Source organism: Burkholderia arboris (assembly GCF_038723655.1).
In the GTDB taxonomy this organism is placed as follows: domain Bacteria; phylum Pseudomonadota; class Gammaproteobacteria; order Burkholderiales; family Burkholderiaceae; genus Burkholderia; species Burkholderia arboris.
The window spans coordinates 1,213,077-1,225,929 of record NZ_CP109821.1 but is presented as its reverse complement, the minus strand read 5'-3'; the positions used below and the strand labels follow the sequence as shown (position 1 = coordinate 1,225,929).

Sequence of the window (12,853 nt, the reverse complement as noted above, 5' to 3'; positions counted from 1 at the left end):
ATCGAGCAATTATCGATCCGCAAACGACGTGGTCACACGAATGATGTGAATGGAGGAAATGCCCGGCAGGCGACACGTCCAAACAGGAGAGCACCAAGCTCAACCGCCCGACCTGAAGTATCTTGCAGCCGAGCGAAGCGAGGATGGAGCGAGCGGGAGGTATACCGGTCTGTTGGGGGGTGAGTGGTGTCGGAACCATTGCTCGAACCACTCCGGCATCCTGACTGGCGCGGACACTTAGGCGGGGTCCACTCCGTGGACTGCGGCACCGGGAAGTCATGCGTTCTCCGAGCGCCTTTCTTTTGGTTACTTTTCTTTGGCAAGACAAAGAAAAGTAACCGCCGCCCCGCGCAGGGGCGACGCAAATAGACCGACACGATCACAGGTGCTTCGCGAAAACACCAGCGCCCCGCAGAAACCTTGATCAATCCTTCCCGCGCTCGACCAACGCGCCCCCGCGAGGCTCACTCCCCCCGCCAGTCTGCTTCTCGAGCCACGCTCGCCGATCCTCCCGAGGCGTGACCCCAAACCTTTCGCGGTACGCATTAGAAAAGTGCGCAGCAGAAGAAAACCCACAGGCGAGGCTAACCTGCACGACCGACTTGCTGGTCCGCTGCAACTGGGTACGAGCCTTGAGCAATCGAAGATTGAGGTAATACTTGGAGGGCATCGCCCCGAGATACTGTCGAAAGAGCCGCTCCAGCTGCCGGCGTGACACGCCAACCAACTCGGCGATTTCATCGGTAGTCAGCGGATCCTCGACATTGGCTTCCATCAACTGCAACGCATCGTTCAACCGAGGATGCCGCTCGCCCGGCGCAGTCACAAAAGGAATCCGCTGCCGTTCCTCACCACTCCGCAAAGTCCCGACCCCGAGTGCATCGGCAATCCGCTCCGCGAGGTCCGCCCCATGTTCCCGGCCAATCATGGCCAACATGAAATCGACGGTAGCCTGCCCACCGGCACAGGTCGCCCGATCGCGATCGATCTCGAAGATCTGCTGCGTGACGATCGACCGCTCGAACTGCTCGGCGAACTGCTGATACGTCTCCCAGTTCACGCTCACGCGATACCCGGAAAGCTGCCCGGCCATCGCAAGCCACCACACGCCGTGGTGAATCCCGGTCACGACCGGCGTCCGCTGCCCGACCCGCGCGAGACTCGCGAGAAACAACCGGTAATCGGCAAACTGCTGGAACCGCTCCGTCACGACGATCAGCCAGTCGCACGCGATCGCATCGTTGAACGCCGCATCGGCATGCCACTGCGCACCGCCCGCGAGCGGCACGGGCCGCCCGTCCCACGAACACACCTGCCAGCGGTACAACAACCGCCCGTCGATCTCGTTCGCCAGATTCAACGCATCGACGATCGGACCCACGCCCGACATCGACACGGGCGGCAATGCAACGATCGCCACCTGCGTCGTGCGGGTGGCGCCTGCGGGACGAGACACCGGTACCACGGCTGAAACCTGCCCTGTCGCGTTACTTGAGACTGCCCGACAGGAACTGCTTGAGCCGCTCGCTCTGCGGGCGCACCAGCACCTCCTTCGGATCACCCTCTTCCTCGGTCCGCCCCTGATGCAGGAACATCACGTGGTTCGATACGTTGCGCGCGAAACCCATCTCGTGCGTGACGACGATCATCGTGCGGCCTTCCTCGGCCAGCTTCTGCATCACCTTCAGCACTTCGCCCACCAGCTCCGGGTCGAGCGCCGACGTCGGCTCGTCGAACAGCATCACGTCCGGATGCATCGCGAGCGCACGCGCAATCGCCACGCGCTGCTGCTGGCCGCCGGACAGGTGCGACGGATACTGCTTCTCGACGCGAGGCGGCAAGCCGACCTTCTCCAGGTACTCGCGCGCACGGTCCTCGGCTTCCTTCTTCGAAATGCCGAGCACGTGCACGGGCGCTTCCATCACGTTCTCGAGCACGTTCATGTGCGCCCACAGATTGAAGTGCTGGAACACCATCGCGAGCTTCGTGCGGATCCGCTGCAACTGCTTGTGATCGGCGACTTCGAGCGCGCCGGCGCGGTCGGCCTTCGTGCGCACGGCCTCGCCGTCGACGACGATCTGCCCCGCATTCGGTCGCTCGAGGAAATTGATGCAGCGCAGGAACGTGCTCTTGCCCGAGCCGCTCGCACCGATGATGCTGATGACGTCGCCGGCCTTCGCGTTCAGCGACACGCCCTTGAGCACCTCGTTGTCACCGTAGCGCTTGTGGATGTCGAGCGCCGCAAGCTTGGTGGCAGCGCTCGTTTGAGTGATCTCGGCCAACTGGCTCTCCTCGAAGTGAATCAATGACGGGCGGCCGCGAGATACGCGAGCCAGTGGCGCTCCGCGCGGCGAAACGCCGCGACGAGTGCGAAAGATACCGCAAGATAGATCAGCGCGGCGATTCCGAACGACTGGAACGCCATGTAGGTCGCGGAATTCGCATCACGCGCGACCTTCAGGATGTCCGGCACGGTCGCCGTGAACGCCACGGTCGTCGCGTGCAGCATCAGGATCACCTCGTTGCTGTAGAGCGGCAGCGCACGGCGCAGCGCCGACGGCAGGATCACGCGGCAGTACATCGTGAACGGCGACATCCCGTACGCACGCGCCGCCTCGACCTCGCCGTGCGGAATCGCACGGATCGCGCCGGCAAAGATCTCGGTCGTGTACGCGCAGGTGTTCAACGCGAACGCGAGAATCGCGCAGTTGAAACCGCTGCGGAAGAACGCGTCGAGCAGCGAGTGCGAACGCACGAACTCGAGGCTGTACATGCCCGTGTACATCAGCAGCAGCTGCACGTAGAGCGGCGTGCCGCGAAACACGTACGTGTAGAACCGCACGGGCATCGACACCCACTTCTTCTTCGACACGCGCGCAACCGCGAGCGGCACCGCGCACACGAAGCCGAGCGAGATCGACGCAACGAGCAGCCACAGCGTCACCGCGAGGCCGGAGAGGCGCTGGCCGTCCCAGAAAAGGAACGCCTTGCCGAATTCCTGGAGGATCTCGATCATAGTTCTGCGTGCCGCACGCCCATGGAATAACGCTTCTCGAGCTGGATCAGCACGAGGTTGGAAACGGTCGTGATCGCGAGGTAGATCAGCGCCGCGACGAGGATGAAGAAGAACATGTTGAACGTGCTCTTGCCGGCGTCCTGCGCGGCCTTCACGACGTCCGCAAGACCGATGATCGACACCAGCGCGGTCGCCTTCACGAGCACCTGCCAGTTGTTGCCGATCCCCGGCAGCGCGAAGCGCATCATCTGCGGGAACATGATCCGCACGAACACGCGCGCGCCGCTCATCCCGTAAGCCGCGCCGGCCTCGAGCTGGCCGCGCGGCACCGACAGGAACGCGCCGCGGAAGGTCTCGGTGAAGTACGCGCCGTAGATGAAGCCGAGCGTCAGCACGCCGGCCACGAACGGGTCGATGTCGATCTGGTCCCAGCCGACGAGGTCGGTGAACTGGTTCAGCCAGATCTGGATGCTGTAGAACAGCAGCAGCATCAGCACAAGATCGGGCACCGAGCGGATCAGCGTCGTATAACCGGTCGCGATCGCTCGCAGCACCCGGTTGTGCGACAGCTTCGCCACCGCGCCGATCAGCCCCAGCGCCACCGCAGTGGCGAGCGACAGCACCGACAGCTCGATGGTCTGCACGGTGCCGGCCCAGAGGACAGGACCAAAGCCGTAAAGGAACACGCGCGTCTCCAGAGTTGGAATGAATGCCGACGCGTATGCGTGTCCCGCGCCGGGCTGACGCGGATAGTCGCAAGCGAAATGGATTGCCTCAAATCACCTTGCGTGCGGTTGCTGCATCGCAGCAATCCGTCCCATCATTTACAACCGCAACCTACTCCGCTGTTTCAAAAGGAAAAAAGCCGCTCCCTGACAGTCAGATGACACGCAGGGAAGCAGACTTTTTGCAATTTTCCGGTCGCTTTTTCGATATAGCGCCGGACTGGCCATCGGGCCGAACAGGCACATCCGGGCCCACGCCACACAATCGCTCGCTCATCCCCGCGACACGATGCGCGCGTAGTCGATGCCACCCGCGACAGGGCTCCATTTCTGCATCTACGAAAACCTCTTGGCATCTGATGTTTTCGCATCCACAATTAGTCGAAATTCCGTTCGTTTTCGACGATGCCAAGGATCTGTCGAACCGGCTGAAACACGGCAAATCGTTGCGAATGGCGGAACTCGCCGAGTGGGAAGCAGCGTGCGTGTGGCCGGACACCCGCCGCGATTGCGGCGAGACGCGGTGGATCTGCCTGGTGCCGATCGGCGCTCGCCTCCACGCGGCGATCGTCGTCCCGCGCGGCCGCACACTACGTGTCGTCAGCCTGCGAAAAGCCAACAACCGAGAGATGAGTCGATATGAAGAAGGCGGTTAAATTCATATGCAACACGCCCGGGGAAGAAGCGGCGATCGCGCGCGGCATCGCCGCCGATCCGGATGCTCATGCACTCAGCGACGAAGAAATGGATGCGATGGAGCCATTCGTCGAAGTCGTCGCGAAAAAATTCGGGCGTCCGAAACTCGAACACCCGAAGGAACAGGTCAGCATCCGCTACGACGCCGATATCCTCGCCGCGTTTCGGGCAGAGGGCCCGGGCTGGCAGACGCGCATGAACGACGCGCTGCGCGAATGGCTGAAGAAGCGCCGCGCGTGAACGTCAGCGCCCCTTGAGGATGTCAGAGCGCGAAGTCGTATAGACAAGCCCGTCCGGGCCGAAATGGACGTTGAAGAACGCGTCGGTGTTGACGCCGTCCTCGAGCCAGCGCCAGCTCCAGACCGTCTCCGGCTTCAACGGATACTGCGCGATGTCGCCGGGCTTGCCGAGCAGGCGCCGCACCTCGTCCTCGTTCATCCCCGGGCGCACTTTCGCGAAATTCTCGGCGGTCAGCACCTGCGTCGCGCCCGTGTAGCGCCCGTTCGCATCGAGATCGACGAACCAGGTCTGGTTGCCCATCGGGCCGCGCGGATATTCGTAGCGCTTCGAGCCGTCGGTGAACTCGCGCACGGTCTCGGGCTTGCCCATCGTGCCGCGCACGTCGGCCTCGGTCGATTCGCCGGCCTTCAGCCCCTTGAGCAGCAGCGGCGCGGGCTTGATCGCGGTGAAGAAGTCCCTGATGCGTTGCACGTCGAGATTGCCTTGCTTGTCGTCGCAGCCGGTCAGCGCCAGCGCGGCGGCCAGCATCGTCACGGGAAGCAGCCGGAAACGAAAAGTCATCGGAAGAAATGCGCGTGGAGAAAACACGCGGCAAGGATACCCGCGCAGCGCCAAAAGCGCGAGACGGGCGCGCGGCCCGTCTCTCGTTCAATGCGTCGTTTCGGTTTCCGTTTCAGCGTCGTGCACACGGTTCGCCGGGTGCGGCGCACGCGGCACGGCCGGCGGCGCGCCGAGGCGGCGGCGCGTGCGCACGAGCTCGGCCAGCTGCCACGAGCCGAGCGCCAGGCAGCCGAACAGCACCTCGCGGCCGCGCTTGACCAGCGCGAGCGACAGCGCCGTCTCGCGGTCGACGCCGAACATCTGCGCGAGCAGCACGACGGTCGCCTCCTGCACGCCGAGCCCGCCCGGCACCATGAACGCCGCATGCCGCACGGCCTGCGTCATCGCCTCGATCGCGATCGCGCCGCCGATCGACACCGGATGGCCGAGCAGCGACAGCGCCCAGTAGATTTCGAGCGCGCCGAGCACGTAACCGGCCAGCTGCCAGAAGAATGCGCTGAACAGCAGGCCCGTACGCGACATCAGCGAATCGATGTCGGCGTCGAGCCGGCGGCCGTCGACGCCCTGCAGCAGCCGGTGCGAATCGCCGAGCAGGCGGCCCGCGAAACGCTCGATCGCGTGGAAGATGCCGCCGCGCCGCATCAGCACGACGCCGAGCACCGGCAACGGCAGCGTCAGCAGCAGCGCGAGGCCGATCGTGCCGCCGCCCATGTTGTCCGTCGAGGCAAGCAGCAGCACGAGGCCGAGCGCCGCGAACGCATACTGGACGACGATCGTCACGAGTACCTCGACGATCACCGACGCGGTGACGCGGCTCGCGTCGGGCACCTGCCAGCGCGCGAGCCGGATGCCGACGATCTCGCCGCCGATCCCGACCACGGGCAGCAGCCGGTTCACGGCCTCGCGCACGGTCGCGATCCACCACAGGAACGGCAGCGAACTGCGCCGGTCGAGCAGCAGGTGCCACGCGTACGCATCGAGCAGCAACGGCAGCCCATGGAACGGCACGAGCCACAGCAGCGCATAACCGGCGCGCGCGAGCATCTGCGACACGTCGCCGACGCCCTCGTGCAACCCCAGCGCGAGCAGGATGCCAATGCCGATCGGCCAGCCGAGCCATTTGATCAACTTGCTCACGACGGCTGCGCTCCCGGTGCGCGCGACGCGGGCGTGCCGCGCCGTGCCGCGGGCTGACCGAACACGTCGGCAAAGCCGCCGGTCGCGACGCCCGCCGCCTGCAGCGCGGCCGCGACACGCGGCGACAGCAACGCATCGAGTTCGTCGACCGGACGGTAGGCCGCCATCGTCGGCGTGATCGGGCCGTCGCCGGCCTCGGCCGGATGGCAGTAGATCTCGCCGACACCCGGCGGCAGCGTCGCGAGCGCATCGAGCAGCACGGCCTCGTCCATCGCGCCCGTGTGCTCGATCCCGACCACGTAGTCGTTGTGCGCGAGCCCCGCGCGGTCGAGCCGCGCACGCACGAGCGCGATCCACGGCTTGAGCAGCGCGGGGGCGCTCGTCTCGTAAGGCAACCGCACCGCGCGCAGCCCGTAGTCGCGGCCGATCTCGATGATCATCGACAGCACGGTCGGATGCAGGTGGAAATGCTTGTGCGCGTTCACGTGGTCGAGCGGCAGGCCGCTCGCCGCGAACGCGTCGAACTGCGCACGGATCTCGCGGCGCAGTTGCGCGCGAACCTGCGGCAGGAAGAAGAAGCGACAGCCGTCCTTCGCCATCGCGTCGCCGAACCGCCCGTCGGCGCCGACGAGCGCGGGAATTTCATGCGCGGGCAGCGTGGCGGGCCCGTCCGCGAGCACCAGATGCAGGCCGACCGCGAGCGACGGCAGCCGCCGCGCGCGTTCGATCGCATCCTGCGCGGCGGGCGCGCCGACCATCAGGCTCGCGGCGTTCAGCACGCCGTCGCGATGCGCGCGCTCGACCGCCGCGTTGACGCGCGGGTGCAGCCCGAAGTCGTCCGCGGTGAAGATCAGCGCCCGCGCCGCCCGCTGCGTCGTCACGAATCAGGCCTCGTGCGCGCGCAGGAAGCGGAAGAATTCGACGCCTTCGCGCAGACGGCGCTTCATCATGTCCCAGCTCGTCAGCATCTCGCGGACGATTTCCCAGATCTTCGACGGACGGAAGTAGAACTGGCGATAGAACTGCTCGAGATGGTGATAGATCTCGTCGCGCGACAGGTGCGCATAGCCGATCGCCGCCAGTTGCACGCCTTCCTTGCTGACCAGGTTGATGGTCTTGTTCTCTTCCATCCAGCCGTTCTCGACGGCCTGCTTGTAGAGCGTCGTGCCCGGATACGGCGCGGCGAGCGACACCTGGATCGTGTGCGGATTGATTTCCTTCGCGTACTCGATCGTCTTCTTGATGGTCTCCTGCGTCTCGCCCGGCAGGCCGAGGATGAAGGTGCCGTGGATCTTGATGCCGAGCTTCTTGCAGTCCGCGCTGAAGCGGCGCGCGAAATCGGTGCGCACGCCCTTCTTGATGTTCACGAGAATCTGGTCGTCGCCGGATTCGAAGCCGACCAGCAGCAGGCGCAGGCCGTTTTCCTTCATGATCTTCAGCGACTTGTACGGCACGTTCGCCTTCGCGTTGCACGACCACGTCATGCCGAGCTTGCCCAGGCCGATGGCGATCGCTTCGGCGCGCGGCAGGTCGTCGGTGAAGGTGTCGTCGTCGAACATCAGTTCCTTCACTTCCGGCATGTTGTCGCGGATCCACTTCGCTTCCGCGAGCACGTTCTCGACCGAGCGCGTGCGGTAGCGATGGCCGCTGACCGTCTGCGGCCACAGGCAGAACGTGCAGCGCGACTTGCAGCCGCGGCCCGTGTAGATCGATACGTACGGATAGTTCAGGTAGCCGATGAAGTAGTTGTCGATCTTCAGGTCGCGCTTGTAGACGGGCGCGACGAACGGCAGTTCGTCCATGTTCTCGAGGATCGGACGCGCTTCGTTGTGCTCGATAGAGCCGTCCTTCGCGCGCCAGCTCAAGCCCTTGATCTGCGGGAACGGCGTGCCTTCGGCGATTTCCTTGCAGGTGTAGTCGAATTCCTCGCGGCACACGAAGTCGATTGCCTCGCTCGCCGTGAGCGAGTTGTGCGGATCGACCATCACCTTCGCGCCCACCATGCCGACCAGCATCGACGGCTTCATCTTCTTGAGATCCTGCGCGAACATCGCGTCGGTCGGGAACGACGGCGTGCTCGTGTGGATGATCACGAGGTCGTAGTCGTTGGCGATCTTCAGCGTTTCCTCGACCGACAGGCCGTCGGCCGGCGCATCGACGACGCGGCTGCCCGGCACGAGCGCGGCCGGCTGCGCGAGCCACGTCGGATACCAGAAGGAACGGATTTCGCGCTTCGCCTGATAGCGCGAGCCGGCTCCGCCGTCGAAGCCGTCATACGAAGGGGCCTGCAAGAACAGCGTTTTCATGAATGCTCCGGTAGCCTGCATAGTTCGATTCGTCACAACGATTCAGTCAAAAAACCGCGGGCCGCCGTACCGGCGCCCGCCTCTCTGTCATGTCGCGCCGCGCGGTTTCGCCGCGCAACGCGTCTCGGCCCTCGGGCCGGGTTCGAGCGACGGCCCTAGCGGCCGTCCACTGCTTCCACTGCCGCCGTCGCGCGTTCGCCGCCGACGACCGTCATCCTTGCGCCGCGCCACACGACGTGCGTACCGAACGCGGCCGCGAGCCACTCGAGCGCGAGCAGCGTGTCGCGCACCGCGACGAGCGGCAGGTCGCGCCAGAATGCACGCCAGCCGTCCTCGCCGCGCGCATGCAGCACGAGCCGCCCGAATGCGCCGACCGCAGCCGCCCCGCCCGCCAGCGTGCCGGCGAAGGTGCCATCCAGACGCAGCGCGAGCGCCGCGCCGATCGCGAGCCACGGCACCGTGAACGTAATGAACAGGAACGCGAAGCCGGCCGGATTCAGCGAACGGATCGTGCGCAGCCAGCGCGTCTCGCGGTGCCACAGCGGCCCGAACGACGGTTCGATCACGTCGGTCGCGACCTCGACTTCCGACAGCACGGTGCGCCGCCCGAGGCGGCGCGGCAGCTCGGCCAGCCAGAAATCGTCGGCCAGCTCATCCTTCAGCGCGAAAAAGCCGCCGATCCGCTCGAGCGTGTCGCGCGTCAGCGCGAGCGTCGCGCCGAAGCCGAAGCGGCTCGAGCGGCCGAGGTGCGTGATCCGCACCGACGGCGCGAACCACGCATCGACGAACTGCGCGCCGATCCGCGTCCAGAACCCGCCGACGCTGCGCGCATGATACAGGCACGTGACGACCCCGACCGACGCATCGGCGAGGGGCGCCGTCACGCGCTCCAGATAGTCGGGCTGCACCGCGATGTCGCTGTCCGCGATCACGATGCGGCCGTACTTCGCGCGCTCGGCGAGATTGATCAGGTTGCTGACCTTCAGGTTCTTGCCGTGCACGCGCGCGTCGACCACGAGCGTGATGTCGCACTCGGGATAATCGGCGCGCAGCCGCTCGACGACCGCGATAGCCGGATCGGCCGACGACGCGACGCCGAACAGCACCTCATGGCGCGGATGGCGCTGCTCGCAGAACGTCGCGAGGTTTTCGTACAGGTGCGGCTCCGCGCCGCACAGCGGCTTGAGCACGCTGACCGGCTCGAAACCGTCGCGCGCGGCGGTACGCGGCGTACGCGGCCGCGGCGCGAACGCGGCGACGAGCGCATAGCCGGCCGCGGCCAGCGTGAACACGATCAGGAGCCAGTCGAGCAACGTTGCGGTTGGCGTCATGCGCAACGCCTCCCGGCGACCTGAACGCCATGGAGAACGCTTGAGCTTGATTGAGCGTGATGCGGTATTCCGACAACGACGAACGCGGGCACGACCCGACTCCTTGTTCCAGCAGCGTCTGTAATTTGGGGGAAGCACGACCCGTTCTTCGGGTACGGCCATGCCCGGCTTCGCGTGGCATCTCTCCGCGCACTACCCGGTCGGGATGCGGGAAGACTCGAATGGCTACCATCGGCACAACATGGGCAGGCGCCGGATTTTAGCAGTCTGCGGCACCCCGCGCTCGGCACTACGAGAAACGGACTGGTGCAGTTCCGGCAAAGCTGAGTGGTCGACGAACCTTATCGGCACAGCCACGTTCACATTAGCGTAAGCACTTTGCAGGCGTATTGCAGTCTTGAAAATCAAACGTTTCGTGCAAATTTGTACGTCGATGCGGATTCACGGCCAATCGCCGTAAAGATTAGTAATTAATCCGCGATTGAATTGATTTTTGCAACAATCAAGGTATTCGACCCTGCACCCCTGTAAGGCGCATGGGTATCGGCGCGTCGCCAGCACGTTCCGGAACCCTTTGGCAAAATCCTTGGCATTTGTTGCGTCAGCGCATCACCGCGCTCCCCCGTTTCGAAGGCCACCCGATGACACCGTTTTCCGTACTCGATCTCGCCCCCATTCCGGCGGGCGTCGACGCCTCCCAGGCGTTCCGCAATTCCGTCGATCTCGCGCAGCACGCGGAGCGCTGGGGCTACCAGCGCTACTGGCTGGCCGAGCATCACAACATGCCGGGCATCGCGAGCGCGGCCACCGCCGTCGTGATCGGCCATGTCGCGGGCGCGACGCAGACGATCCGCGTGGGCTCGGGCGGCATCATGCTGCCGAACCACGCACCGCTCGTGATCGCCGAGCAGTTCGGCACGCTGGCATCGCTGTACCCGGGGCGCATCGACCTCGGCCTCGGCCGCGCGCCCGGCACCGACCAGACCACGTCGCGCGCGCTGCGCCGCGACCTGATCGGCAGCGCCGATTCGTTTCCGGATGACGTCGCGGAACTGCAGCGCTACTTCGCGGAGCCGGTGCCCGGCCAGCGCGTGCGCGCGGTGCCCGGCGCGGGGCTCGACGTCCCCGTGTGGCTGCTCGGTTCGAGTTTGTTCAGTGCGCAGCTTGCCGCGATGCTCGGGCTGCCGTTCGCATTCGCGTCGCACTTCGCGCCGGACTACCTGATGCGCGCACTCGAGATCTATCGCGCGCAGTACCGGCCGTCGGCCGCATGGCCGAAGCCGCATGCGATGGTCGGCGTCAACGTGTTCGCGGCCGAGACCGACGACGAGGCACGGCGCCTGTTCACGTCGCTGCAGCAGCAGTTCATCAACCTGCGGCGCGGCACGCCGGGCAAGCTGCCGCCGCCCGTCGACGTGCTCGAGGCCAATGAACTCGAACTCGCGACCGTCGCGCATTCGCTGTCGTTCGCGGCAGTCGGTTCGCGCGACACGGTGCGCGACAAGCTGCGCGACCGCATCGCGCAAACGGGTGCCGACGAGCTGATCATCACCGCGCAGATCTACGATCACGCCGCGCGGCTGCGTTCGTTCGAACTGGCCGCGCAGATCCGCGACGAACTCGCGAACGAGGCGCGCTGACGGCACGGCCGCGCGCCGCCGGCGGCCTGCCCCGCATCACTGCGGGTGCACGGCCTCCAGCCCGTCGAGCAGCGCCTTGTGGAACGCGTCCGGATCCTGGATCTGTGGCGCATGGCCGAGCGCCGGGAATTCGACGAGCTGCGCGCCGGGAATCGCGGCCTGCGTGCGCTTCGCGAGCTCCGGATAATGACCGAGCTTCGCGTGCACGTCGGGCGGCGCAACGTCCTTGCCGATCGCGGTCGTATCCTTGTCGCCGATCATCAGCAGCGTCGGCACGCGGATCGCGCCGAGTTCATAGACCACCGGCTGCGTGAGGATCATGTCGTAGATCAGCGCCGAGTTCCATGCGACCGCATCGCGACCGGCGCCGCGATACATCCCGGCGAGCATCTGCACCCAGCGCTCGTACGACGGCGACCACTTGCCCGCGTAGTACGTACCCTGCTCGTAGCGGCGGATGCCGTCGGCCGTGGTCTTCTGTTCGCGCGCGTACCAGTAGTCGACCGACAGCGGCGGCACGCCAAGCGCCTTCCAGTCCTCGAGGCCGATCGGGTTCACGAGCACGAGCTGGTCGGTCGACTTCGGATACATCAGCGCGTAACGGATCGCGAGCATCCCGCCGGTCGAATGGCCGACGATCGTCGCCGATCTCACGCCGATCGATTCAAGCAGCGCGTGCGTGTTGCGCGCGAGTTGCTGGAACGTGTATTGATAGCGCTCGGGCTTCGACGACTTGCAGAAGCCGATCTGGTCCGGCGCGATCACGCGATAGCCGGCACGGCTCAGCACGCCGATCGTGTCCTCCCAGGTCGCCGCGCAGAAGTTCTTTCCGTGCAGCAGCACGACGGTGCGGCCGTTCGGGTGCGCCGGCTGCACGTCGAGAAACGCCATCTCGAGGGTTTCGCGCTGCGACACGAACGCGTACGCGTGCACGGGCGCCGGATAGGCGAACCCTTCCAGGCGCGGGCCGTACACGGGACCGTCATTGGCGGCGGGCGCCGCTTCGACGCCCGCAACAGGCATGGCGCACGCAGCAGCGATACCCGCGCCGAGCACGGCGGCGCGCGCGACAGACAACATCTTGCAAATCGAAAGCATGGCGATCACTGTGATTGGAGATGCACGCGGGCAGCCGGGCTGCCCCGCGCCCCGGGATTCTACGCGGTCGCGTGACGACGGCGCGCAACACTCCGGGGCCGCG

General features: G+C 65.7%; 13 protein-coding genes. 3 read left to right on the top strand and 10 right to left on the bottom strand.

All coding sequences use genetic code 11. The features are described 5' to 3' along the window. Nucleotides 1–424: 424 nt before the first annotated feature. The 4 genes from OHZ10_RS05880 to OHZ10_RS05865 are packed head-to-tail and all read right to left on the bottom strand — an operon-like array spanning nucleotide 425 to nucleotide 3,702. Nucleotides 425–1,465 carry a GlxA family transcriptional regulator gene (locus OHZ10_RS05880; protein WP_059235285.1) on the bottom strand — a complete coding sequence of 347 codons (1,041 nt, stop codon included), beginning with the start codon at nucleotides 1,463–1,465 and terminating at the stop codon, nucleotides 425–427. Nucleotides 1,466–1,487: 22 nt separating this feature from the next. After that, nucleotides 1,488–2,282, bottom strand: a complete 795-nt coding sequence (locus OHZ10_RS05875; RefSeq protein ID WP_059235287.1) for an ABC transporter ATP-binding protein — start codon at nucleotides 2,280–2,282, stop codon at nucleotides 1,488–1,490. A gap of 20 nt (nucleotides 2,283–2,302) precedes the next feature. Further along, entirely contained in the window at nucleotides 2,303–3,016 is a 714-nt protein-coding gene (locus OHZ10_RS05870; protein ID WP_059235289.1) for an ABC transporter permease, read from the bottom strand. After that, entirely contained in the window at nucleotides 3,013–3,702 is a 690-nt protein-coding gene (locus OHZ10_RS05865; protein WP_059235291.1) for an ABC transporter permease, read from the bottom strand. The genes OHZ10_RS05870 and OHZ10_RS05865 overlap by 4 nt, the downstream gene beginning before the upstream one ends. Nucleotides 3,703–4,100: 398 nt before the next feature. On the opposite strand from OHZ10_RS05865, the gene OHZ10_RS05860 reads away from it, so the two are divergent. Next, nucleotides 4,101–4,397: a BrnT family toxin gene (locus OHZ10_RS05860; protein WP_342703916.1), complete on the top strand. Its 297-nt coding sequence runs from the start codon at nucleotides 4,101–4,103 to the stop codon at nucleotides 4,395–4,397. After that, nucleotides 4,381–4,677 (top strand): BrnA antitoxin family protein, encoded by a 297-nt coding sequence (locus OHZ10_RS05855; RefSeq protein ID WP_342703914.1) that lies wholly within the window; start codon nucleotides 4,381–4,383, stop codon nucleotides 4,675–4,677. Before OHZ10_RS05860 ends, OHZ10_RS05855 begins: the two co-directional genes overlap by 17 nt. A gap of 3 nt (nucleotides 4,678–4,680) precedes the next feature. Here OHZ10_RS05855 and OHZ10_RS05850 read toward each other — a convergent pair whose 3' ends face one another. The 5 genes from OHZ10_RS05850 to hpnI all read right to left on the bottom strand — a co-directional run bounded on the left by OHZ10_RS05850 (nucleotide 4,681) and on the right by hpnI (nucleotide 10,012). Continuing rightward, complete coding sequence (locus OHZ10_RS05850; protein WP_059235294.1) at nucleotides 4,681–5,238, bottom strand: hypothetical protein; 558 nt, start codon at nucleotides 5,236–5,238, stop codon at nucleotides 4,681–4,683. Nucleotides 5,239–5,325: 87 nt separating this feature from the next. Then, entirely contained in the window at nucleotides 5,326–6,375 is a 1,050-nt protein-coding gene (locus OHZ10_RS05845; RefSeq protein WP_342703912.1) for an HpnL family protein, read from the bottom strand. Further along, on the bottom strand, nucleotides 6,372–7,256 hold the full coding sequence (hpnK, locus tag OHZ10_RS05840) for a hopanoid biosynthesis-associated protein HpnK (RefSeq protein ID WP_059235298.1): 885 nt from the start codon (nucleotides 7,254–7,256) through the stop codon (nucleotides 6,372–6,374). The genes OHZ10_RS05845 and hpnK overlap by 4 nt, the downstream gene beginning before the upstream one ends. 3 nt (nucleotides 7,257–7,259) lie before the next feature. Further along, nucleotides 7,260–8,702 (bottom strand): hopanoid biosynthesis associated radical SAM protein HpnJ, encoded by a 1,443-nt coding sequence (gene hpnJ / locus OHZ10_RS05835; protein WP_338083541.1) that lies wholly within the window; start codon nucleotides 8,700–8,702, stop codon nucleotides 7,260–7,262. A gap of 134 nt (nucleotides 8,703–8,836) precedes the next feature. Continuing rightward, entirely contained in the window at nucleotides 8,837–10,012 is a 1,176-nt protein-coding gene (gene hpnI, locus OHZ10_RS05830) for a bacteriohopanetetrol glucosamine biosynthesis glycosyltransferase HpnI (RefSeq protein WP_059235302.1), read from the bottom strand. A gap of 641 nt (nucleotides 10,013–10,653) precedes the next feature. Between hpnI and OHZ10_RS05825 the strand changes: the two genes are divergently transcribed. Further along, a complete protein-coding gene (locus OHZ10_RS05825; RefSeq protein WP_342703909.1) occupies nucleotides 10,654–11,652 on the top strand; it encodes an LLM class flavin-dependent oxidoreductase in 999 nt (332 codons plus the stop codon). 36 nt (nucleotides 11,653–11,688) lie between these two features. Here the strand turns inward: OHZ10_RS05825 and OHZ10_RS05820 are convergent, their stop codons facing one another. Further along, nucleotides 11,689–12,750, bottom strand: coding sequence for an alpha/beta fold hydrolase (locus tag OHZ10_RS05820; protein ID WP_174992008.1), 1,062 nt, complete (start codon nucleotides 12,748–12,750; stop codon nucleotides 11,689–11,691). Between the last annotated feature and the right edge of the window lie 103 nt (nucleotides 12,751–12,853).